Origin of the sequence: Streptomyces sp. SID5643 (assembly GCF_009872555.1) — a bacterium.
Lineage (GTDB): Bacteria > Actinomycetota > Actinomycetes > Streptomycetales > Streptomycetaceae > Streptomyces > Streptomyces iakyrus.
The window spans coordinates 1-22,285 of sequence record NZ_WWIC01000236.1 but is presented as its reverse complement, the minus strand read 5'-3'; the positions used below and the strand labels follow the sequence as shown (position 1 = coordinate 22,285).

The following is a 22,285-nucleotide window of genomic DNA, read 5'->3' as shown; positions in this document are numbered from 1 at the left end:
CGACCGGTGTCCGTTGCGTACGCGGGCACCGCCGACACCGCCCGGCCGCACGCAGGCCGGGAACAGCAGAGAGGAATGCCGATGAGCCCGGGCCAAGAGGGAACGGACGAGCCGGTCACCGCGGGCGAACACGCCGTGCGCCGGGGGCCGTCCGAGACGTCCCCGCACTTCACGGTGGTCATCTCCGGCGACGGATCGGCCGCCGTCGACGGCGAACCGGTGACGGTCGCGGAGGGGACGACGGTCGACGCCGCGATCCTCGACCTCCTGCACGCACACGCGCGCGACCGGGACACCGCCGTCACGGCGGCGATCTCCGACCCCGCCGCCGGGTATGTGGCACACGTCGAGGTCTTCCCGGACGGCTCCAGCGCGCTGCGGCAGCAGCAGGAGGCGGATCCGGCGCCGTCCCCCGTCCGCGAGGCCGCCGACCCCGCCGGCCCGGGCGCCGGAGCGGAGGCCGCCGGTGCGTCCCCGGCGTCCGCCGGGGACGGCCTGGACGATCCTGACGACATCGACGAGGCGGCCTACGCACTGCCCGAGCCCGAGAGGGCCCCGGCCGCCCGCCCCGTACCGCAGCCCGCGCCCGCCCGCCGGCCCGGCTCACGCCAGTCCGACGACGAGTTCGAGGGGCCCGGACTGCTCGGCAGGCCCCTCGTGGTCGGGCCGGTGGCGCTCGGTGTGGCCGCCCTGGTCGTGGTGCCGCTGGTGATCCTGGGCAGTGGCGGTTCCGGTGACGGCGGAAACCGGGAGGAGACGGCCGCGCGTGCGGGCGGTTCGCCTTCGGCCTCACCGGCTCTGTCGCCGTCCTCGCTGCCGATCCCGCCGCCGTCCGTCTCCCCCTCGGCCGAGGACAAGAACAGGGACAAGGACAAGGACAAGGACGGGGACAAGGACGGGGACAAGGAGGGGAAGGGCAAGAAGCCGACACCGAAGGACACGACGGGGGCGAAGGGCCCGGGCGGGGTCACCGTCACCGTCACGGCCAGGCCCCCGGCGGCGACCACCACCGTCACCGCCAAGCCTGCGCAGGACACCGCGGCCAGTGCCGTGAAGCGGCTCGCCGCGAACGACCCCTCCGGACGGCACATCTGCTACCGCGCGTACGTCTCCGGGCAGGGCTGGCAGAAGCCGGTGTGCGACGGCACGATCGCCGGCACATCGGGTCGGAACCGGCCGATCAAGGCCCTCAACATCGCGGTGCACGGTGTCGGCGGATCAGCCGCCAACGCCTTCCGGCACACGGCGAAGCCGGTCGACGGCCGCGGCGCGTGGCAGCCCAGCTGGACGGCCGTCACCGGCGACGGCCGGAACTTCACCATCGGCAGCGCCAAGCGGAACGCGCCGAACATGCTGGGGTTCGCGATGAACGTCGGTACCGGCGAGATCTGCAACACCGTCCGGCTGCGCGGACATGACTGGGGCGCGCGGGCGTGCAGCAAGCCCCGCCCCGACTTCACCTTCGGCGGCACCCTGGACAACGAGGTCTGGCTGGAGGCCGTGAAGCTCACGGTGTGAGCGTGCGGCGATCACGTCGCCGCACGCCGCCAGATCGTCATGTCCAGCGTGAGGGCGGCGAGTTCCGGCAGCGCCGTCGACTTCGTCTGGACCGTCAGCAGTGCGATGTCCCCGGATTCGTGCTTGACGCAGATCTGACCTGCCACCGGCACCGAGGCCAGCGGCCAGCGGCGCTGGTCGGCATGCGCCAGCATGAGCCGGCACTCGTCGAGGGAGACGGCCTCGTCGGTGAACATCTGCACGAAGACACTGGTGTCGCTCTCCAGCGCACAGCCGGTGTTCTCGCAGTCGAAGCGAATGTCACCCTTGCGGTCCTCGCGCTGGAACGGCTTCTCGAAGCTCAGCGAGTTCTTCGCGTCGAGCCGCTGGAGGACCAGGCCTATGGGGCGCGGCGTCCCGGAGGCCGTCGGGGAGGGCTTCGAGGCCTGTGGCGTCCCGCCCTCGGCGTCCGCGGCGCGCCCGGACGCCGGAGGCGACGCCGTCGACGGGCCCGCCGACCGGCCGGACGGGCCCGGGCCCGGTGTCGACGGCGCGCCAGCCACCCAGTCGCCGAACGTGTTCCCCGCGTCCTGGACCGCCCACAACAGGCCGCCCAGCGCCACCACCCCCGCCGTCACGGCCGCGGTCGTGACGAGCGCGGTGCGGCGCCCTCGGGCCCGCCGCTCCCCCGGCCCGGCCGGCAGCGGCTGCGGCTGGGTGACCACCAGCGGCTGCGGCAGCACCCGGGTGGGGGTGGGCAGCGGGGAGGGGGCCGTCACGTCGGGCCCCCTGACGTCGCTCCAGACAGCCGGACCGGCGCCGCCGGCATCCGCGCCCAGCCGCTGCCCGCACCACTGCACGATCTCCGCCAAGCCCGCCCTGTCCCGCGGGTCGGCCGCCAGGCAGCGGGCGAACAGGGGACGGAGCGGCTCCGGCAGCAAGGACAGGTCGGGTTCGTCGTGCACGATCCGGTACAGCACGCCGATCGCGGAGCCGTCCCCGTACAGGGGGCGGCCCAGGGCGGCGAACGCGGCCGTCTGGCCCAGCGCGAAGACGTCGGTCGCCGCCGTGACCTCGCCCGCGGACGCCTGCTCGGGGGCCATGAAGTGGGGCGTGCCGACGGCGGCGCCGGTGGCGGTGTGCGAGGTGAAGTCGGCGGCCAGCGAGACGCCGAAGTCGATCACCCGCGGCCCGTCGGCGGCGAGCAGCACGTTGGACGGCTTGAGGTCCCGGTGCACGATCCCGGCGGCGTGAATGGCCTGGAGTGCCTCGGCCACCCCCGCCACCAGCCACAGCACCGCGGGCACCGGCAGGGGGCCCCGGCGGGCGACCGCCTCCGTCAGGGACGGGCCGGGCACGTACAGCGTGGCCGCCCAGGGCGGTGTGCCGTCCGCGTCGGCGTCGATGAGCTCGGCGGTGTACGCGCCCCGGACCCGCTGGGCCGCCTCCACCTCCCGGCGGAACCGCCGCCGGAACTCCGGGTCGTCGGCCAGTTCCGGCCGGACCACCTTGATCGCCACCGGCCGGCCGCCCTGCGTGTGCGAGAGGTAGACCCGGCCCATGCCGCCCGCACCGAGCCGGGCCGCGAGGCGGTATCCGGCCACCATGGGCGGATCGTCGCCCTGCAGCGGCTGGAACACCTCGGTCGCGTGGTTCATCGGCCCGTCTCCCCCTCGTCCTCTGGTCCCTCGGTCAACCCTGGGTTGACCGAGGCAGAAGCCTAAGCGGAGTCCGGCGGGCTCATGACGCGGCCGGCGTCTTCGATGCGCCCGTGAGCTCCTCGCCCGCTTCCATCGGGTGGGTGACGTCATGGGCGTCGCGGCCGTTCCGGCCCAGGTGGTTGAAGACCAGGTTGAGCAGCACGGCCGCCACACAGCCCGTGGAGATTCCGGAGTCCAGGACGATCCGGGCCGTCTCCGGGAAGGCGTGGTAGAACTCCGGCGCCGTGATGGGGATGATGCCGACGGCCAGGGAGACCGCCACGATCAGGACGTTGTTGTCGCGGTCCAGGGCGGCCCGGACCAGGGTCTGGATGCCGCTGGCGGCGACCGAGCCGAACAGGACCACGCCCGCCCCGCCGAGCACCGGGCGCGGTACGACGGCGATCAGCGAGGCCGCCATCGGGCACAGGCCCATCAGCACCAGGAAACCGCCGCCCGCGGCGACGACGTACCGGCTGCGGATCTTCGTCATGGCGACCAGGCCGATGTTCTGCGCGAAGGCGCTGCACATGAAGCCGTTGAAGAGCGGGCTGATCGCCGAGCCGAGGGTGTCGGCGCGCAGGCCGGCCGCGATGGTCCTCTCGTCGGCCGGGCGGTCGACGATCTCGCCCAGCGCCAGCATGTCGGCGGTCGATTCGGTCATCGACACCACCATCACCACGCACATCGAGAGGATCGCGGCGAGCTGGAACTGCGGGGCGCCGAAGTGGAACGGGGTGGGGAAGCCGATGACGGCCGCGTCCGCGACGGGGCCGAAGTCCGTGGCGCCGAACGGGATCGCGATCAGCGTGCCGATCACGAGGCCGAGCAGCACGGCGATCTGCTTGACGAAGCCCGTGGTGAAGCGGCGCAGCAGCAGCACGATCAGCAGGGTTACGGCGGCGAGCCCCAGGTTGGTCGCCGAGCCGTAGTCGTGGGCCGTCGGGTCGGGTCCCTGCGCCCAGCCGAAGGCGACCGGGAGCAGCGATATGCCGATCAGGGTGATGACCGTGCCCGTGACCACGGGTGGGAAGAAGCGGATCGCCTTGCAGAAGACGGGGGCCGCCAGGAAGCCCAGGAGTCCGGCGACGACGACCGCGCCGAAGATGATGGGCAGGGCGTCGGACTTGTCCTCGGTGGAGGCGACGATCGCGGTCATCGGGGCGACACCGGCGAAGGTGACACCGTTGACGAACGGCAGCCGGGCGCCGATCTTCCAGATGCCGAGGGTCTGCAAGAAGGTGGCGAGGCCCGCGGTGAACAGGCAGGCGCCGGTGAGGAAGGTCAGGTCGGTGGCGGTGAGGCCGATGGCCGCACCGACGATCAGGGGCGGGGCGACGACGCCCGCGTACATGGCGGCCACGTGCTGGAGGCCGGTCGTCGCCATCTTGAGCGCGGGGAGTTTTTCGTCAACGGGGTGGTCGGCCACGGCGGCGTCCCTCCGGTCGGTTACACGGCTCGCCCAAGGGCCGCCGTGGGTGTCAGGGAGGTGGTGCGGGTGTGGTCATGGGGGTGCCTCCCTGCTCGAGCGAAGCCGAGAGCTTGGGGAGGGACCGGACATCCAGGTGACGGGGGTGGCCGTTCCGGGGCGCCCGCGTGTACGCGCGCGCCCCGGAGACGACCGCCATGGACCCCGCTCGGGTCCACGGCCACCGGCCGGAAGCCGTCCCTCCCGGCCGGAGTCATCGGGGTGTTCAGGCCTCGGCGGCGATCCTCGCCAGCCGCTGGGCCTCGTCCCGCGTGGCGCGGGCGATGGCGTCCTCGTCGGCCGTGAGCAGCCGTCCGTCCTCGACGATCTGCCGGCCGTCCACGAAGGAGGCGGTGACCGGGGCGGCCGCGCCGAAGACCAGGGCGGTCACCGGGTCGGCGATGGAGGCGTGGGCGAGCGTGTCCAGCTTCCACAGCACGAGGTCGGCGAGCTTGCCGGGCTCCAGCGAGCCGGTCTCCGCGGCCCTGCCCAGGACCTGGGCGCCGCCGTACGTGCCGAGCCGCAGGGCCTGACGGGCGTTCAGGGCGGCTTCCCTGTGCGCGCCGAGGCGGTTGATGAGGAGCGCGTTGCGCAGCTCGGTGTGGAGTTCGCCCGACTCGTTGGACGCGGTGCCGTCGACGCCGAGGCCGACCGGGACGCCGGCCGCGAGCATGTCGGGGACGCGGGCGATGCCGGCGGCGAGGCGGGCGTTGGAGGAGGGGCAGTGCGCGACGCCGGTGCGGGACCGGGCGAAGGCGGCGATGTCGGAGTCGTTCATGTGGACGCAGTGCGCCATCCACACGTCCTCGCCGAGCCAGCCGGTGGACTCGAAGTAGTCGGTCGGGCCCATGCCGAACAGTTCGTGGCAGAACTTCTCCTCCTCCACGGTCTCCGAGCCGTGGGTGTGGAGGCGGACGCCGAGGCGGCGGGCCAACTGGGCGCCGTCACGGAGCAGTTCGGTGGAGACGGAGAAGGGCGAGCAGGGCGCGACGGCGACCTGCGTCATGGCGTCGAAGGAGGAGTCGTGGTGCCGGCGCACGGTCTCCTCGGTGGCCGCCAGCGCACCGTCGAGGGTCTCGACGGCGAAGTCCGGGGGCAGGCCGCCGTCCTTCTCGCTGCGGTCCATGGAGCCGCGGGCGAGGGTGAAGCGGACGCCCATGTCGCGGGCGGCGCCGATGATCGCACCGGAGAGGTCGCCGGAGCCACGGGGGAAGACGTAGTGGTGGTCCATGGCGGTGGTGACACCGCCGCGGGCCATCATCGCGAGAGAGCCCTGGGCGGCCGCGCGGACCATCGGCTCGTCGATGCGCGCCCAGGTGGGGTAGAGCGCGACGAGCCAGTTGAAGAGGTTGTGGTCCGTGGCCAGGCCGCGGGTGATCCACTGGTAGAAGTGGTGGTGGGTGTTGATCAGGCCGGGGGTCACGAGGTGCCCGGAGGCGTCGATACGGCGTGCGACGTTCTCCAGACCCTCGGGGGCCGCGCCCGCGCCGAGCGACTCGATGCGGTTGCCGGCGAGGACGACGTGCCCGGAGGCGTACTCCGTATCGTGCGCGTCGACGGTCGCGATCGCGCAGTTCTCGATGACGATGCGCCGGTCTGCTGCCATGGTTCGTCCCTTTTCACGATGTGTGCTGAATTGGCGAGGGCACGGCAGGACCCCGGGAGTTTTGAGTGCCGTGGCCGGGAGGAGGGTTCCCCCGGCCACGGGTGCCGAAAGGGGGAACGTCAGAGGTTGGTGAGGTCCTCGGGGATCCGCGCCTCGCAGCCGTCCCGGAGGATCGTCGCCTCGATCAGGCCGTAGGGGCGGTCGGCGGCGTAGTACACCTCGTTGTCGTTCTTCAGCCCGAACGGCTCCAGGTCCACCAGGAAGTGGTGCTTGTTCGGGAGGGAGAAGCGGACCTCGTCGATCTCACTGCGGTGGTTGATGATCCGCGAACCCATCTGGTACAGGGTCTGCTGGAGCGAGAGCGAGTACGTCTCGGCGAAGGCCTGGAGCATGTGCTTCTTCACCTGCTCGTAGGACTTCTCCCAGTTGGGCATGCGCTGCTCGTCGTCGGTCCAGTTGAACCGCCAGCGGCCGGAGACCTCGGTGGCCAGGATGCGGTCGTAGGCCTCCTTCAGCGTCGTGTACTTGTCCTTGACGTAGCCCCAGAACTCGGAGTTGGTCGAGTTCATCACGACGAGGTCCTTGAGGCCGGAGACGACCTCCCACTTCTCACCGTCGTAGGTGATCTGGGTCAGCCGGACTTCCTGGCCCTTGCGGACGAAGGAGTGCTTGACCTCGTCGGCGCCGATGAACTGCGAGGTGGCGTCGGAGGCCTCGATCCGCTCCCAGGCGTACTCCTCGATGCGGATCCGGGCCCGGTGGATCGGCTCCTGGCTGGTGACGAAGTGCCGGGCGAGGTGGATGCCGAACTGCTCGGCCGACTCGATGCCGTGCTCCTTGGCGAACGCGTACACCGTGTTCTTGGTGGTGTCGGTCGGCAGCACGTTGGCGTTCGAGCCGGAGTAGTGGACCTCGTCCATGTCGCCGGAGAGGGCGACGGAGACGTTGAGGTCCTTGATGTGGTGGGTGGCGCCGTCCCGCGTGATCTTGACGACTCGGTTCTCGGCCTTGCCGTACTGGTTCTGTCCCAGAATGGTGGGCATCTCTAGCTAGCTCCCTCGGTATACGGAGTAGCCGAACGGGTTGAGCAGCAGCGGTACGTGGTAGTGCTCACCGGCCTCGACGGCGAAGGTGATCGCCACCTCGGGAAAGAACGCACCGCTGTCCCGATTCGCGGGGGCGTCCTGCTGCGCATCGGCTTGCTTCTTCGCAGATTCTTCGAAGTACGGCTCCACAGCGAAGTCGAGCCGTACGTGGGTGGTGCCCTCCGGCAGCGCCGGCAGGTCCTTGCACCGTCCGTCCGCGTCGGTCGCGGAGCCGCCGAGCGCCTGCCAGTGCGCGGTCCGGCCGGTGCGGGCGGAGAGCTGGACGGCGACGCCCTCGGCGGGGCGGCCGACGCTGGTGTCCAGGATGTGCGTGGACACGGACGCGGTGGCGGAGGTGCTCATGCTGCTGTCAGTCCTCTTCGACGAGTCGGGCCAGACGGATGCGGTTGATCTTCCCCAGTTCGGCGCGGACGATCTCCCGCTCCCGCTCCGGAGGGTTGCCGATCCGTTCCAGGACGGCGTCGCGCATCTGCTCGCCGGTCCGGCCGGTGGCGCAGATCAGGAAGACATGACCGAACTTCTCCTGGTAGGCGATGTTCAGTTCCAGCATCTCCGCCTTGAGCGCGTCGGAAGCGCCGGCCATGCCGCTCTGTTCCCGGGCCGAGGTGGGATCACCCGGCTTGGGCCGGCCGATGGGCGGATGGCCGGCCATCGCCTCGTCGAGGTCCGCGGCCGTCAGCTCCGCCATGGCGGTGTCGCTCGCGGCGTACAGGTCCTCGCAGGTGGCGTAGGGGCGGGCGGCCAGCAGGCGCTTCGCCCACGCCGTGGAGGCGCACGCCTCGCGGAGGGCGGTGCGAGCCGCGTGCTCCTCGAGGGCGTTGAACCGGGTCAGGCCCGGCGGCGTGGAAGTGGACGTCACGGGAGCCTCCGTGGCCGGTGTCGGCCTTCGTGCTGAACGGGCGTGCCGACAGCTAACGCCCTCCCGCGACAGCACGTCAACAGTTTGTTGAAAATTCGGTGGCACGAAACCGGACCGCCGCGGGACCGGCCGGTCAGGCCCCCTTCTCGCGGTTGAGATAGTTGTAGACGGTGAAGCGGCTGACGCCGAGGGCGCTCGCCACGGTCTCCACCCCGTGCCGTACGGAGAAGGCGCCGCGCGCCTCGAGTATGCGCACGACCTCCTGCTTGGCCCTGCGGTCCAGGTCGGCCAGCGGCACACCCTTGCGGCGTTCCATGGCGGCCAGGATGTGATCGAGGGAGTCGGCGAGCTGCGGCAGCCGGACGGCGACGGCGTCCCGGCCCTCCCAGGCGAGGACGACGTCGTCGGAACCGGCCTCGTCGGGCGGGATCATCTCGCCGCCCATGGCGTCGACCAGGGGCTTCACGGCCGCGATGAACGGCTCGTCCCCCGCGCCGCTCACGCCTCGCCCTCCTCGACCACGTTCACCTGGAGCGTGACCCGGGTGGCACCGGCCTCCAGGGTCTTGCGGAGCAGGGCGTCCACGGCGGTGAGCACCGCGTCGGCGCCGCCCTCCGCGGTGTTGCCGAAGGGACCCACGTCCACGGCGTCCAGCTCGGCGCTCTCCACGACCTCGCGGGCCACCACCGCGTGCGCGGGTGCCTCGTCCAGGTCGAACGGCTCGGTCGTGAACTCCACTCTCAGTCGCACGCGCTCAACCTAACGCGCGGGACGGACTTTCCGGCAGGCCCTCTTGACAGCCCTTGCACCCCGCAGGCAATCTTCCGTTAAGCAGAAACATGATTCCGCAATACGGAATTTGCACCATGGACGCCCGCACCATGGAAGACACGGAAGGGAGCGCCGCCCCGATGGGATTCGCAGACCAGCGCTTCAACGTCAACCTGTCGATCCTCTTCACGGAGCTGCCCCTCCTGGAGCGCCCCGCGGCCGCCGCCGCGGCGGGCTTCACCGCGGTCGAGCTGTGGTGGCCCTGGGTCGACTCGCCCGTCCCCGAACAGTCCGAGCTCGACGCCCTCCAGCGCGCCATCGCGGACGCCGGCGTCCGGCTCACCGGCCTGAACTTCTACGCCGGGCAGCTCCCGGGTCCGGACCGCGGCGCCCTGTCGGTTCCCGGTGCGGAATCGGAGCGGTTCCGCGCCAACATCGACGTGGCCGCCGGCTTCGCCGCCTCGCTGGGCTGCACGGCCCTCAACGCCCTGTACGGCAACCGCGTCGAGGGCGTGGACCCGGCCGAGCAGGACGCGCTCGCCCTGGAGAACCTGGCTCTCGCGGCCCGGGCCGCCGACCGGATCGGCGCGGTCCTGCTGATCGAGGCGCTCAACGAGCCCGAGTCGCCGCTGTACCCGCTGGTGTCCGCGCCCGCGGCCGTCGAGGTCGTCGACAAGGTCAACGAGGCGACCGGTCTCGGCAACGCCCGCTTCCTGATGGACCTCTACCACCTGTCCATGAACGGCGAGGACCTCCCGTCGGTGATCGAGCGGTTCGCCGCGCAGACCGGTCACGTCCAGATCGCCGACAACCCGGGCCGAGGAGCGCCGGGCACGGGCTCACTGCCCCTCGAAGACCTCCTCGACCGGCTGGCGAAGGCGGGCTACGACGGCTGGGTCGGCCTGGAGTACAAGCCGGGCGACCGCCCGAGCGCCGAGGCCTTCGACTGGCTTTCCCGCTGACCCCGCACCTGAAAGGCACCCCATCATGAGCACACTCCCCAAGATCGCCTGGATCGGACTCGGCATCATGGGCTCCCCGATGTCCGAGAACCTGATCAAGGCGGGCTACCGGGTCACCGGCTACACCCTGGAGCAGGACAAGCTGGACCGCCTGGCGGCCGCGGGCGGCACCGCCGCCGGTTCGATCGCCGAGGCCGTGCGGGACGCCGACGTCGTCGTCACGATGGTCCCGGCCTCTGAGCAGGTCGAGGCCATCGCCTACGGCCCCGACGGCATCCTGGAGAACGCACGGTCCGGCGCACTGCTGATCGACATGTCCTCGATCACCCCGCAGACCTCGGTCGACCTGGCGAAGGCCGCCAAGGAGAAGGGCATCCGGGTGCTGGACGCCCCGGTGTCCGGCGGCGAGGCGGGCGCCGTGGAGGCCGTGCTGTCCATCATGGTCGGCGGCGAGCAGGCCGACTTCGACCAGGCCGAGCCGCTCTTCGAGGCGCTCGGCAAGACCATCGTGCTGTGCGGTCCGCACGGCTCCGGCCAGACCGTGAAGGCCGCCAACCAGCTGATCGTCGCCGTCAACATCCAGGCGTGCGCCGAGGCCGTGGTCTTCCTGGAGAAGTCCGGCGTGGACCTGAAGGCGGCCCTGGACGTCCTGGGCGGCGGCCTCGCCGGCTCGACCGTGCTGACCCGCAAGAAGGACAACTTCCTCGGCCGGGACTTCAAGCCGGGCTTCCGGATCGACCTGCACCACAAGGACATGGGCATCGTCACCGACGCCGCCCGCAACGTCGGCGCGGCCCTGCCCGTCGGTGCCGTGGTCGCCCAGCTGGTCGCGTCCCTGCGTGCGCAGGGCGACGGCGGCCTGGACCACTCGGCGCTGCTGCGGGCCGTGGAGCGGCTCTCCGGCGCCCAGGTCTGACGTCTGTCCGCCGGGTCATGGTGGCCCGGGCCCCGATCCCCGGGCGGCGCCGCCGCTGACACCTGTCCTGTCGCGCCCGAAGCGGCTGCGCCGCCCGGAACCAGCCATGCCCACTACTTCAACAAATTGTTGACGCTCCGCTCGCCCCGACCCTAGGCTCCACAAAGCGGAAACATATTTCCGCTGCCCTCTCGTACGGAAGGTCACGATGTCGCAGCGCGTGCTCACCACCGAGTCCGGCGCCCCCGTCGCCGACAACCAGAACTCCGCCACCGCCGGTGCCGGCGGCCCGCTCCTGCTCCAGGACCAGCATCTGCTGGAGAAGCTGGCGCGCTTCAACCGCGAGCGCATCCCGGAGCGCGTGGTGCACGCCCGCGGCTCGGGCGCGTACGGGCACTTCGAAGTGACCGACGACGTCACGGACTTCACCCACGCCGACTTCCTCGGCGCGGTCGGCAAGCGCACCGAGGTGTTCCTGCGCTTCTCGACCGTCGCCGACTCGCTCGGCGGGGCGGACGCTGTGCGCGACCCGCGCGGTTTCGCGGTGAAGTTCTACACCGAGGAGGGCAATTACGACCTCGTCGGGAACAACACCCCCGTGTTCTTCATCAAGGACCCCGTCAAGTTCCCCGACTTCATCCATTCGCAGAAGCGCGACCCGTTCACGGGCCGTCAGGAGCCGGACAACGTCTGGGACTTCTGGGCGCACTCCCCCGAGGCCACGCACCAGGTGACCTGGCTGATGGGCGACCGCGGCATCCCGGCCTCGTACCGGCACATGAACGGCTACGGCTCGCACACCTACCAGTGGACCAACAGCCGGGGCGAGGCCTTCTTCGTCAAGTACCACTTCAAGACCAACCAGGGCATCCGCTGCCTGAGCAGCGAGCAGGCCGCCGAGATCGCGGGCAAGGACCCGGGCTCGCACCAGACGGACCTGCTCCAGGCCATCGAGCGGGGCGTACACCCGTCCTGGACGCTCCACGTGCAGCTGATGCCCGCGGCCGAGGCGGCGGAGTACCGCTTCAACCCGTTCGACCTGACCAAGGTGTGGCCGCACCAGGACTACCCGCTCCGGCGCGTGGGCCGGCTGGTGCTGGACCGCAACCCGGACAACGTCTTCGCCGAGGTCGAGCAGGCCGCGTTCTCCCCGAACAACTTCGTTCCCGGCATCGGCCCCTCCCCCGACAAGATGCTCCAGGGCCGTCTGTTCGCCTACGCGGACGCCCACCGTTACCGCCTGGGCGTCAACCACACGCTGCTCGCCGTCAACGCGCCCCGCGCCACGACCGCGCAGAACTACGGCCGGGACGGCCTCATGGCGTCCAACCCGCAGGGCCGGTACGCCAAGAACTACGAGCCGAACTCCTACGACGGCCCGGCGGAGACCGGCCGCCCGCTGTCGGCGCCGCTGGCGGTGCACGGCCACACGGGCACCCACCCGGCGCCCGCGCACACCAAGGACGACGACTTCTTCCAGGCCGGCGAGCTGTACCGGCTGATGTCCGCCGAGGAGAAGTCCCGCTTGGTCGCCAACATCGCCGGCGGCCTGTCCCAGGTCTCCCGCGACGACGTGATCGAGAAGAACCTCGCGCACTTCCACGCCGCCGACCCCGACTACGGGCGGCGCGTGGAGGAGGCGGTCCGCGCCCTGCGCGAGGACTGAACTCCCTGACCGTGTCCGACCGCCCGGGGCGACCCGGATGAGGGGTGGTCCCCCGGGCACGGACACGGCCAGGGCGCGGACCGCGGCGGCGTGCGAGCCAGTGCGGTGGTGAAGGGCCCGGCCCGGCTTCTCGACCTGAGGGAAGCCGGCCCCGGAGCCCGTCGCACCCGCCGCGGCCCCAGCACCACCCACCCCTCTCCCCGACCCCGTCCGGCGGCGCGAACGTCCTGTCGCGCCCAGCCTCGCGCCGCCGGACGGCCAAGTCCTCCCAGGGTGCGGATCGGTCCCGTTCGCAGCAGCCTGTAGGCATGGCACCTCCCACCGAGCACCCGCATGTCGTGGTCCACGCCCCCGCCCTGGACGGTTCCCGCCGCGTCACCCTGGACGAGGAGCCGCTGGGTGTGGCGACCCACGCCGACGATGTCGCCGAGATCCTGCGCCTGGCCGACCTGTACGTCACCGACGTCGCCGACAGCGACCTCGTCGAATGGCAGGGCGGCGGGCCGGACGACTGGCCGGGGCTGTCGGAGCACCACGAGGCGTGAGCGCGCCTACAGCACCGGTCGTACAGCCCGTACGGAACCCTCAAATCAAGCTCTGAACCCGGCCCCGGGGCTTCAACCGCCCCCGGGGCCGGGCACATTCTCGTCACACGGGGCCCGTCGGCACGGGGGCGGCGGGCCCCGGTACGGGGGTGAAGCCATGAGCGACGGTACGGCGGTCCGGCTGGAGCCGCACGAGATCGCACTGCTGGGGGAGGGCCCGCGGGCCGCCGTCACCGTCGCCGTGGTGGAGCTGCACCTGCGGGGCCTGGTGGACGCGGACCTGCCCGGGACGATCCGGGCGGGTGCCGTGGACGACGTGCCGGCGCACCGGCCGCTTTCTCCGCTTGCGGCTGCGGTGCGCGCCCGTCTGCGCGCGCCGGCCGCCCCCAAGAGCCTCGCGAAGGACCCGGACATCCGGCTCGCGGTGTCCCTCATGCGGATCCCGCTCGCGGAGGCGGGGCTGCTGCGCTATCCCCTGCTCGGGCCGACCCGCGCCGCCCGCCGCCACGTCCGCGGCCTGCGGCAGGACCACCCCCTGCCGGCGAGCAGGCGCGGCCTGACCGACGGTGAACGGCTGCTGCTGGTCGCCCTGCACGGCGACGCGGCCCTGAGGGTGCTGGTGCCGCGCTTCGCACTGCGGGCGGGCCTGGTCCGCCGGGCCGAGGTGGGCGGCAAGAGCCTTCTGAAGAACTCACCGCGCGGCCGCGGGGACGGGGGTTACCACTACTGCGGTGGCGGCGGGGGCGGCTGCGGAGGCGGAGGGGGCTGACCCGTGCGTGCGCCGGCGGCCATGCGGCACGGGACCTGCGGCACGGGACATGCGTGAGGGGCGGTCCGTCCTCATGGACGGGCCGCCCCTCGGCTCCGCCGTGCGTCAGACCTTCAGCGTCCGGATCGAGGTCGGAGCGTGGCCGGGCTCGGTGGCGATCTCCTCGAACTCCACCACGTTGCCGATGTCGTTGGTCGTGGACATGGAGATGTTGGTGACGCGCTCCAGGATCGCCTCGACGACGACCGGGACCCGGTGCTCCGCGGCCAGCTTCCTGGCCTGCTCGAAGGCATCGCCCAGGTCCGCCGGGTCGGTGACGCGCAGCGCCTTGCAGCCGAGGCCCTCGGCGACCTTGACGTGGTCGACGCCGTAGACGCCGAGCTCCGGGGAGTTGAGGTTCTCGAACTCCAGGTTGACCTGGAAGTCGATCTCGAACGCCCGCTGCGCCTGGCGGATCAGCCCCAGGTAGGAGTTGTTCACGAGGACGTGGACGTAGGGGATCCGGTGCTGCGCGCCGACGGCGAGTTCCTCCAGCATGAACTGGAAGTCGTAGTCGCCGGAGAGGGCGACGACCAAGGCCTCCGGGTCGGCCTTGGCGACGCCGAGCGCGGCCGGGATGGTCCAGCCGAGCGGGCCCGCCTGGCCGCAGTTGATCCAGTGGCGGGGCCGGTAGACGTGCAGCATCTGGGCGCCGGCGATCTGCGAGAGGCCGATGGTGGAGACGTACCGGGTCTCCGGGCCGAAGGCCTTGTTCATCTCCTCGTAGACGCGCTGCGGCTTGATCGGGATGTCGTCGAAGTGCGTACGCCGCTGGAGGGTCGCCTTGCGCTCCTGTGCGGCTTCGGCCCACGCGGAGCGGTCGGGCAGCGCCCCGGCGGCCTTCAGCTCACGGGCGACCTCGACGAACAGTTCCAGGGCGGCCCGGGCGTCGGAGGCGATGCCGTAGTCGGGGGCGAAGATCCTGCCGATCTGGGTGGGCTCGATGTCGACGTGGACGAACGTCCGCCCGGCCGTGTAGACGTCGAGTTTGCCGGTGTGGCGGTTGGCCCAGCGGTTGCCGATGCCGAGGACGAAGTCGGACTCCAGGAACGTGGCGTTGCCGTAGCGGTGCGAGGTCTGCAGGCCGACCATGCCGGCGTTCAGCTCGTGGTCGTCGGGCAGCAGGCCCCAGCCCATCAGGGTCGGGACCACCGGTGTGCCGGTCAGTTCGGCGAACTCGACGAGGAGTTCGGCGGCGTCGGCGTTGATGATGCCGCCGCCCGCGACGATCAGCGGCCGCTCGGACGCGTTGAGCATCCCGATCGCCTTCTCGATCTGGGCGCGGGTCGCGGCGGGCTTGTAGACCGGGAGCGGCTCGTAGGTCTCCGGGTCGAACTCGATCTCCGTCAGCTGCACGTCGATCGGCAGGTCGATGAGGACCGGGCCGGGGCGGCCGGAGCGCATCAGATGGAAGGCCTGCTGGAAGACGCCCGGGACCTGCGCGGCCTCCAGCACCGTGACGGCCATCTTCGTGACCGGTTTGGCGATGGAGGCGATGTCGACGGCCTGGAAGTCCTCCTTGTGGATCACGGCGGTCGGGGCCTGGCCCGTGATGCACAGGATCGGGATGGAGTCGCCGGTCGCGGAGTACAGGCCCGTGATCATGTCGGTGCCGGCCGGGCCCGAGGTACCGATGCAGACGCCGATGTTGCCCGGGTGGGTGCGGGTGTAGCCCTCGGCCATGTGCGAGGCGCCCTCGACGTGCCGGGCGAGGGTGTGGGTGATGCCGCCGGAGGCTTTGAGCGCCGCGTAGAACGGGTTGATCGCCGCGCCGGGGACACCGAACGCGTCGGCGACGCCCTCACGCTTGAGGATCTCAACTGCCGCGCGGGCAGCGGTCATTCGAGCCATCGAGTACTCCTGCTTCGACTGTCGGATTCGCACTCCCGTCGCGCCCCGCGGTGAGCTCTTCCGTATTGTGGAATTAGTTTTCTGCTATCTGGAATGAATGTATGCGGGGTGGGCGAGGGGCGTCAAGAGACGCCAAGCGCCGGACAGGGCGGGGCCCGAGGGAGCACGATGGGCACGCTGTCCCGACGCGACACGGTTCTGGAGTGGCCATGACCGAGACCGTTGCGGTGCGCTGCCCGGCCTGCCGCCGCGAGCACCGTTACACGGCTCCCGCGTACCCCTGCGCGTGCGGCGCGCCGGTCGCCCCGCGACTGGACCGCGACGGCTCGCCGACGCCCGTCTCGCACCGCGTCTGGCAGGACGAATGGGTGACGGTGCGGTGCGGCTCCTGCGGCCGGTACGGCGAGTGGCCGCACCCGGAGGTGGGGTGCGCGTGCGGGGTGGTGCTGCGGGTGGCGGTGGTGGAGGGCCGGGACGGCGCCGGGGACGAGGAGGCGGCGGCCGGCGGCGCGTCACCCACCGAGAGCACGCGGACCGACCTGGACGCGGCGGTGGATCAGGGTGAGACGTCCGCTCGAAAAGTGGCGCAGGCCGGGGACGACCGGGGCGACCGGGAGACGACTGCGGCCCGGGACGACAGGAGCGACCAGGAGACGACGGCCCGGGACGACAAGGGCAGCCAGGAGACGACTGCGGCCCGGGACCACGAGAGCGACCGGCAGACCACTACGGCCCGGGACGACAGGGACTGCCGGCACGCAGCTCCCCACCTCAGCCCGCCGGCCGACCGGCGCGAGCCCGCCACCGCCGATGCCTCCGCCGCCGGCGACGCCCCCTCCACCGATGCCGTCCCCTCGGCCGACGTCGCACCCCGCCTCCACCCGCCGGCCACGGCGCGCGAGCCCGCCACCGCCGATGCATCAACCGCCGGCGAGGCCTCCGCCCCGACCGACGCCACGCCCCACCTCAGTACGACCACCACCGGCCCCACGGCCGGCCCCCACGGGGAAGCGACCGCCGATGCATCCACGGCGGGCGAAACCGCACCCCGCCCCTACCCGCATGGCGGCCCACGCGAGCCCGCCGCCACCCATGCATCCACCGCCGGCAACGCCACCGCCGCCGACGCATCCGCCGACGCGAGCGACACCACCTCCACCCGACCCCCCTTCCGGTCCGTCACCATCCGCACCGCCCTCGACGCCGTCACGGCCACCGCGCTGTACCTGCGCTGGCTCGGATACCGGGGTGTGCGGCGGGCGGACCAGCGGCCTCCGTCCGGTATCGGACTGGCCGCCCGCGGCGTCGTCGCGCAGGTGGACCCTGCCGTGCGCCCGGCGGGTCTGCGGGACGTGGAGTGCCTGTGGCTGACGGCCATGAGCGAGTCCGCGGACGGCCTCTACTTCTCCCTCGCCGGGTACGCCGACGACGCCCGGGCCCGCGCCGACGCCCTGGGCGTCCCCCTGTTCGTCCTGGACCTCACCGGCACACCGAGGCCGGTGAACGCCCCGGCCGAGACGCTGGCCGCGACCGGATCCGGGACGCGGGCCCCCTGACCACGCCGCCGCACCGCATACTCACCGCATGCGCATCCGCCCCGCGGCCCCAGCCGAACTCCCCGTCCTCCAGGACATCGAAAGGGCCGCCGGCGCCCCCTTCCGCGACCTCGGCATGCCGGAGATCGCCGACGACGAGCCGCCCGCCCTCGACGTACTGGAGCACTACCGCCGGGCGGGCCGCTGTCTGGTCGCTTGCGACCCGCAGGACCGGCCGGTCGCCTACCTCCTCGCCGAACCGGTCGACGAGGCCCTGCACATCGAGCAGGTCTCGGTCCACCCGCGCGCCGCCCGCCGGGGCGTGGGCCGCGCTCTCCTGGACCACGCCGCCGACCACGCCCGCGAGGAGGGGCTGACCTCCCTGACGCTGACCACCTTCACGGAGGTCCCGTGGAACGCCCCCTACTACGAGCGCCTCGGCTTCCGCCCGCTCCCCGAGGAGGACCTCACGCCCGGCCTGCGCGCGATCCGCGCGACGGAGGCCGGACTCGGCCTGGACCGCTGGCCACGGGTGTGCATGCGAAAGCCGTTGTGAACGGGAATGCGCCGCTGCCACGATGACCCCGTGGACGACACACACCCCTGCGCGCCGGCCCTGCGCCGAGCAGAACCGGCCGACTGGACCGCACTGGCGGAGACGGACGCGCTGGCGGCATCGGGCGACCAGGGGCGACGGGCGAGCATCCGCCGCTGGTGCTCGGCAGGCCTCGTCACGCTGGCGGAGGACGCCCGCGGCCCCGTGGGGTACGCCGTACTGGAGTACACCTTCTTCGAGCAGGGCTTCCTCACCCTGCTGACCGTCGCACCCGGCGCCCGCCGGCAAGGAGTGGCCACGCACCTCCTCGCCGCCGTCGAGGCCGCGTGCACCACTCCCAAGCTGTTCACCTCGGCCAACGTCTCCAACCAGCCGATGCACCGACTGCTCCTGACAGCGGGCTGGCAACCGGCGGGCCTGGTGCACGGACTGGACGACGGCGACCCCGAGCTCTTCTACCTCTGCCCGTCCGCGAACCTCTCCCGCAGCTCCACCTTGCGCACCTTCCCGGACACCGTCATCGGGAAGGAGTCGAGGATCCGCACCCGGGCCGGGACCTTGTAGTGCGCCAACTGCCCCTCGCAGAAGGCCCGGAGCTCCTCCAGTGTCGGCGGGTCGGCCGGGTCGCGGGCGATGACGCAGGCCAGGACCTCCTCGCCGTAGCTCTCGTGCGGGACGCCGACGACCTGGACGTCCTGGATCTTCGGGTGGCCGTAGAGGAACTCCTCGATCTCGCGGGGGTAGATGTTCTCCCCGCCCCGGATGATCATGTCCTTGATGCGCCCGACGATCTCGACGTAGCCGTCCTCGCGCATCACGGCGAGGTCACCCGTGTGCATCCAGCGGCCGGCGTCGACGGCCTCGGCGGTCTTCTCCGGCTCGTTCCAGTAGCCGAGCATCACGCTGTAGCCTCGGGTGCACAACTCCCCCGCCGTGCCACGCGGTTGCGTGACCCCCGTCGCCGGATCGACGATCTTGACCTCGATGTGCGGCAGGACCCGGCCGACCGTGCCGGTGCGGTGCTCCAGGTCGTCGTCCCGGCGGGTCTGGAGGGACACCGGGGACGTCTCGGTCATGCCGTAGCAGATGGAGACCTCCGCCATGTGCATCTCGGCGACCACCCGCTTCATCACCTCCACCGGGCAGGGCGAGCCCGCCATGATGCCGGTGCGCAGGGAGGAGAGGTCGTAGGAGGCGAAGTCGGGGAGGTTCAACTCCGCGATGAACATGGTGGGAACGCCGTAGAGCGAGGTGCAGCGCTCCTGCTGGACCGCGTCCAGGGTCGCCTTCGGGTCGAAGGACGGGGCGGGGATGACCATGCAGGCGCCGTGCGAGGTGGCGGCGAGATTGCCCATCACCATGCCGAAGCAGTGGTAGAAGGGCACCGGGACGCAGATCCGGTCCTGCTCGGTGTACGCGATCAACTCGCCCACGAAGTAGCCGTTGTTGAGGATGTTGTGGTGGGAGAGGGTCGCGCCCTTGGGGAAGCCCGTCGTGCCCGACGTGTACTGGATGTTGATCGGGTCGTCGCAGGAGAGTTCCGCGTACACGGCGTCCGCGGTCGCCCGGCCGAGCAGGATTTCCCAGCCCGGGTCGCCGAAGTGGACCACCTCCCGCAACTCCGGTAGGTCATCGCGCACTTGCTCGACCATGGCCCGGTAGTCGCTCGTCTTGTGACCGAGGGAGGCGAACAGCAGGGACACGCCGGCCTGCTTCAGGACGTAGGCGACCTCGTGGGTGCGGTACGCCGGGTTGATGTTCACCATGATCGCGCCGATGCGGGCGGTGGCGTACTGGACGAGCACCCACTCGGGGCAGTTGACCGCCCAGATGCCCACCCGGTCGCCCTTGGTCACCCCGGAGGCGTGCAGGGCGGAAGCCAGCTCGTCGACCGCCGCGCCGAACTCGGCGTACGTCCAGCGCCGTCCGGACGGCACGTCGACCAGCGCCTCGCGGTCCGGCCAGGCGGCCACCGCCCGGTCCAGGTTGGCCCCGATGGTGTCGCCGAGCAGCGCCGTCGCGCCGGTGCCGTGGCTGTAGGAGTTCACCGGAAATCCTCCTCGCGGTACTCGGCGTCCGACCCGGCCGCCGTGGCCTCACGCAGCTCGATCCGGCGGATCTTGCCGGAGACGGTTTTGGGCAGGGCGCCGAACTCCAGCCGGCGGATGCGCTTGTAGGGGGCCAGCGTCTCGCGGGAGTGCTCGAACAGGACCTTGGCGGTGTCGGGGCCGGGCTGCCAGCCCTCCGCCAGGACGACGTAGGCCTTCGGGACGGCGAGCCGCAGTTCGTCCGGGGCGGGCACGACCGCCGCCTCGGCGACCGCCTCGTGTTCCAGCAGCGCGCTCTCCAGCTCGAACGGGCTGATCTTGTAGTCGGAGGCCTTGAAGACGTCGTCACTTCGCCCGATATAGGTCAGATAACCCTCTTCATCCCTTGAAGCGACGTCCCCCGTGCGGTAGTAGCCGCCGGCCATCGCCTCCGCCGTGCGGTCGGCGTCGCCGTGGTAGCCGGTCATCAGGCCGACGGGGCGGTCGGACAGGTCGAGCGCGATCTCGCCCTCCGAGGCGCCCGGCGCACCGGAGACGGGATCGAGGAGTTCGACGCGGTAGCCGGGGCTCGGCCGCCCCATGGAGCCGGTCTTGAGCGGCTGGCCGGGGCTGTTGGCGACCTGCACGGCCGTCTCGGTCTGGCCGAACCCGTCCCGGATGGTGCGGTTCCAGGCCCGGCGGACCTGCTCGATGACCTCCGGGTTGAGCGGCTCGCCGGCCGCGACGACCTCGCGGGGCGGGGTGCGCAGCTGCGTCAGGTCGGCCTGGATGAGCATGCGCCACACGGTCGGCGGGGCGCAGAAGGTGGTGACGCCCGCCCGGTCCATCTCGGTCATGAGACGGACGGCGTCGAAACGCGTGTAGTTGTGCAGGAAGACGGTCGCCTCGGCGTTCCACGGGGCGAACAGGTTGGACCAGGCGTGCTTGGCCCAGCCGGGTGAGGAGATGTTCAGGTGTACGTCGCCGGGTTTCAGGCCGATCCAGTACATGGTCGACAGATGGCCGATCGGGTACGACGTGTGGGTGTGCTCGACGAGCTTGGGCCGGGCGGTGGTGCCCGAGGTGAAGTAGAGCATCAGCGGGTCGTCGGCCCGGGTGGGGCCGTCGGGGGTGAAGTCGGCGGAGGCACCGTAGGCGTCGTCCAGCGGCAGCCAGCCGTCCGGCACGGCGCCGGCGGCGCCCGCGGCGATGCGCGTGTAGTCGCCGGGCACCTCGGCGAACTTGCCGGTGTCCTCGGGGCGCGCGACGACGTGCCGGACCCGGCCGCGCTCGACGCGGTCGCGCAGGTCGGCGGGGCCGAGCAGCGGGGTGGCCGGGATGACCACCGCGCGCAGCTTCATCGCGGCGAGGGCGGTGATCCACAGTTCGGCCTGGTTGCCGAGCATGACGAGGATCCGGTCCTCGGCGCGCACGCCCCGCTCCCGCAGCCAGGTGGCGAACTGTGCCGACCGCACCGACATCTCCCCGAAGGACAGCCGGGTCTCGCGGCCGTCCTCCTCGACGAGGTGGAGGGCGGTGCGGGCGTTGCCGTCGGCGATCTGGTCGAACCAGTCGAGCGCCCAGTTGAAGTACTCGGGGCGGGGCCAGCGGAAGCCCGCACAGGCCGTCGGGTAGTCCTCGCGGTGCTCCAGCAGGAAGTCCCGCGCGTCGCGGAACAGTGCCGTCGCCGATGTCATCTGTCCTCCTGGGTGCCGGACCATTGCCGGGCGGCTCCGAGCCATCGTGTAATCCGTGATGCAGGTCTCACTACCCCCGAACGGGGGGTGCGCCCGCACAGGAGCCGTAGTGAAGGGGCGATCAGGGTGACGACAGACGCGTCCGACGCGGTCGAGATGCGCGACGCGCTGCTGCGTCTGCGGCGGGACACCGGCCTTCCGGTCGCCTTCGGCGGGCTGCTGGAGGCCGGGCAGCAGATGCGCATCAGCGAACTGAGCGGCACGGCGACGCACGCCCTGCGATCGCTGGTGGTGACGCCCGGCACCGGTCTAGGCGGCAAGACGGTGGCGCTGTCCCGGCCGTGCGTGGTGACGGACTACTCGGTGTCGCGGCAGATCAGCCACGAGTACGACGCCCCGGTGGCCGCTGAGGGGCTGCGCTCGGTGCTGGCCGTGCCGGTGGTGGTGCGGCACCGGGTGCGCGGGGTGCTGTACGGGGCGCTGCGCACGGCACTGCCGCTGGGCGGCCGGATGCTGGACGCGGCGGTCGAGGCGGCACGGGACGTGGAGCGGGCGCTGGTCGTCCGGGACGAGGCCCGCACGGTCGTCGCCGGGGCGGGTCCGGGATGGGAGCAGGTGCGGGAGGCGCACGCGGCCCTGCGGGCGCTGGCCGGGCGGATCACGGACCCGGAGCTGCGGGCGGAGCTGCTCGGCGCGTGCGCGCTGCTGACGGCCG

20 protein-coding genes and 1 pseudogene are annotated in these 22,285 nt (G+C 71.8%); 10 read left to right on the top strand and 11 right to left on the bottom strand.

What is annotated here, in order from left to right; all coding sequences use genetic code 11:
• Positions 1 to 81: 81 nt before the first annotated feature.
• Positions 82 to 1,518 (top strand): hypothetical protein, encoded by a 1,437-nt coding sequence (locus tag GTY56_RS40810; RefSeq protein WP_237525041.1) that lies wholly within the window; start codon positions 82 to 84, stop codon positions 1,516 to 1,518.
• 11 nt (positions 1,519 to 1,529) lie between these two features.
• On the opposite strand, the gene GTY56_RS26335 is transcribed toward GTY56_RS40810, so the two are convergent.
• From GTY56_RS26335 to GTY56_RS26300, 8 genes are all read right to left on the bottom strand, one after another.
• A complete protein-coding gene (locus GTY56_RS26335) occupies positions 1,530 to 3,155 on the bottom strand; it encodes a serine/threonine-protein kinase (protein ID WP_161367802.1) in 1,626 nt (541 codons plus the stop codon).
• 82 nt (positions 3,156 to 3,237) lie between these two features.
• Positions 3,238 to 4,626 carry a PbuX/PucJ/PucK family nucleobase permease gene (locus GTY56_RS26330; RefSeq protein WP_161367801.1) on the bottom strand — a complete coding sequence of 463 codons (1,389 nt, stop codon included), beginning with the start codon at positions 4,624 to 4,626 and terminating at the stop codon, positions 3,238 to 3,240.
• Between the two features lie 265 nt (positions 4,627 to 4,891).
• Positions 4,892 to 6,271: an 8-oxoguanine deaminase gene (locus tag GTY56_RS26325; RefSeq protein WP_161367800.1), complete on the bottom strand. Its 1,380-nt coding sequence runs from the start codon at positions 6,269 to 6,271 to the stop codon at positions 4,892 to 4,894.
• Between the two features lie 119 nt (positions 6,272 to 6,390).
• Positions 6,391 to 7,314 carry a factor-independent urate hydroxylase gene (pucL, locus tag GTY56_RS26320; RefSeq protein WP_033306632.1) on the bottom strand — a complete coding sequence of 308 codons (924 nt, stop codon included), beginning with the start codon at positions 7,312 to 7,314 and terminating at the stop codon, positions 6,391 to 6,393.
• A gap of 6 nt (positions 7,315 to 7,320) precedes the next feature.
• Positions 7,321 to 7,719, bottom strand: a complete 399-nt coding sequence (gene uraH, locus GTY56_RS26315; RefSeq protein ID WP_161367799.1) for a hydroxyisourate hydrolase — start codon at positions 7,717 to 7,719, stop codon at positions 7,321 to 7,323.
• 7 nt (positions 7,720 to 7,726) lie between these two features.
• Positions 7,727 to 8,236: a 2-oxo-4-hydroxy-4-carboxy-5-ureidoimidazoline decarboxylase gene (uraD, locus tag GTY56_RS26310; protein WP_161367798.1), complete on the bottom strand. Its 510-nt coding sequence runs from the start codon at positions 8,234 to 8,236 to the stop codon at positions 7,727 to 7,729.
• A 133-nt stretch (positions 8,237 to 8,369) separates the two neighbouring features.
• Complete coding sequence (locus tag GTY56_RS26305; protein WP_161367797.1) at positions 8,370 to 8,738, bottom strand: helix-turn-helix domain-containing protein; 369 nt, start codon at positions 8,736 to 8,738, stop codon at positions 8,370 to 8,372.
• Positions 8,735 to 8,986, bottom strand: a complete 252-nt coding sequence (locus GTY56_RS26300; protein ID WP_161367796.1) for a hypothetical protein — start codon at positions 8,984 to 8,986, stop codon at positions 8,735 to 8,737. Before GTY56_RS26300 ends, GTY56_RS26305 begins: the two co-directional genes overlap by 4 nt.
• A gap of 161 nt (positions 8,987 to 9,147) precedes the next feature.
• Here GTY56_RS26300 and GTY56_RS26295 point away from each other — a divergent pair, with 161 nt between their 5' ends.
• The 5 genes from GTY56_RS26295 (at position 9,148) to GTY56_RS26275 (ending at position 13,865) form a co-directional block, all read left to right on the top strand.
• Positions 9,148 to 9,969, top strand: a complete 822-nt coding sequence (locus tag GTY56_RS26295) for a TIM barrel protein (RefSeq protein ID WP_161367795.1) — start codon at positions 9,148 to 9,150, stop codon at positions 9,967 to 9,969.
• A 25-nt stretch (positions 9,970 to 9,994) separates the two neighbouring features.
• Complete coding sequence (locus GTY56_RS26290) at positions 9,995 to 10,885, top strand: 2-hydroxy-3-oxopropionate reductase (RefSeq protein ID WP_161367794.1); 891 nt, start codon at positions 9,995 to 9,997, stop codon at positions 10,883 to 10,885.
• A gap of 208 nt (positions 10,886 to 11,093) precedes the next feature.
• Positions 11,094 to 12,551 (top strand): catalase, encoded by a 1,458-nt coding sequence (locus GTY56_RS26285; protein ID WP_161367793.1) that lies wholly within the window; start codon positions 11,094 to 11,096, stop codon positions 12,549 to 12,551.
• Between the two features lie 308 nt (positions 12,552 to 12,859).
• Complete coding sequence (locus tag GTY56_RS26280) at positions 12,860 to 13,096, top strand: hypothetical protein (protein WP_161367792.1); 237 nt, start codon at positions 12,860 to 12,862, stop codon at positions 13,094 to 13,096.
• Between the two features lie 157 nt (positions 13,097 to 13,253).
• Positions 13,254 to 13,865 (top strand): TIGR04222 domain-containing membrane protein, encoded by a 612-nt coding sequence (locus GTY56_RS26275; RefSeq protein ID WP_161367791.1) that lies wholly within the window; start codon positions 13,254 to 13,256, stop codon positions 13,863 to 13,865.
• Positions 13,866 to 13,970: 105 nt separating this feature from the next.
• Here GTY56_RS26275 and gcl read toward each other — a convergent pair whose 3' ends face one another.
• Positions 13,971 to 15,755 carry a glyoxylate carboligase gene (gene gcl / locus GTY56_RS26270; RefSeq protein ID WP_161367790.1) on the bottom strand — a complete coding sequence of 595 codons (1,785 nt, stop codon included), beginning with the start codon at positions 15,753 to 15,755 and terminating at the stop codon, positions 13,971 to 13,973.
• A 1,160-nt stretch (positions 15,756 to 16,915) separates the two neighbouring features.
• On the opposite strand from gcl, the pseudogene GTY56_RS26260 reads away from it, so the two are divergent.
• From GTY56_RS26260 to GTY56_RS26250, 3 genes and pseudogenes are all read left to right on the top strand, one after another.
• Positions 16,916 to 17,311: pseudogene (locus GTY56_RS26260) on the top strand (hypothetical protein); the annotation flags it as partial.
• A gap of 28 nt (positions 17,312 to 17,339) precedes the next feature.
• Positions 17,340 to 17,846 (top strand): GNAT family N-acetyltransferase, encoded by a 507-nt coding sequence (locus GTY56_RS26255; protein ID WP_161367789.1) that lies wholly within the window; start codon positions 17,340 to 17,342, stop codon positions 17,844 to 17,846.
• A 30-nt stretch (positions 17,847 to 17,876) separates the two neighbouring features.
• Entirely contained in the window at positions 17,877 to 18,410 is a 534-nt protein-coding gene (locus tag GTY56_RS26250) for a GNAT family N-acetyltransferase (RefSeq protein ID WP_346345585.1), read from the top strand.
• On the opposite strand, the gene GTY56_RS26245 is transcribed toward GTY56_RS26250, so the two are convergent.
• Entirely contained in the window at positions 18,302 to 19,894 is a 1,593-nt protein-coding gene (locus tag GTY56_RS26245; protein ID WP_161367787.1) for an AMP-binding protein, read from the bottom strand. The genes GTY56_RS26250 and GTY56_RS26245 overlap by 109 nt on opposite strands.
• A complete protein-coding gene (locus GTY56_RS26240) occupies positions 19,891 to 21,570 on the bottom strand; it encodes an AMP-binding protein (protein ID WP_161367786.1) in 1,680 nt (559 codons plus the stop codon). The genes GTY56_RS26245 and GTY56_RS26240 overlap by 4 nt, the downstream gene beginning before the upstream one ends.
• 126 nt (positions 21,571 to 21,696) lie before the next feature.
• Here GTY56_RS26240 and GTY56_RS26235 point away from each other — a divergent pair.
• The coding region (locus GTY56_RS26235; protein WP_161367785.1) for a GAF domain-containing protein at positions 21,697 to 22,285 on the top strand (589 nt) is incomplete at its 3' end.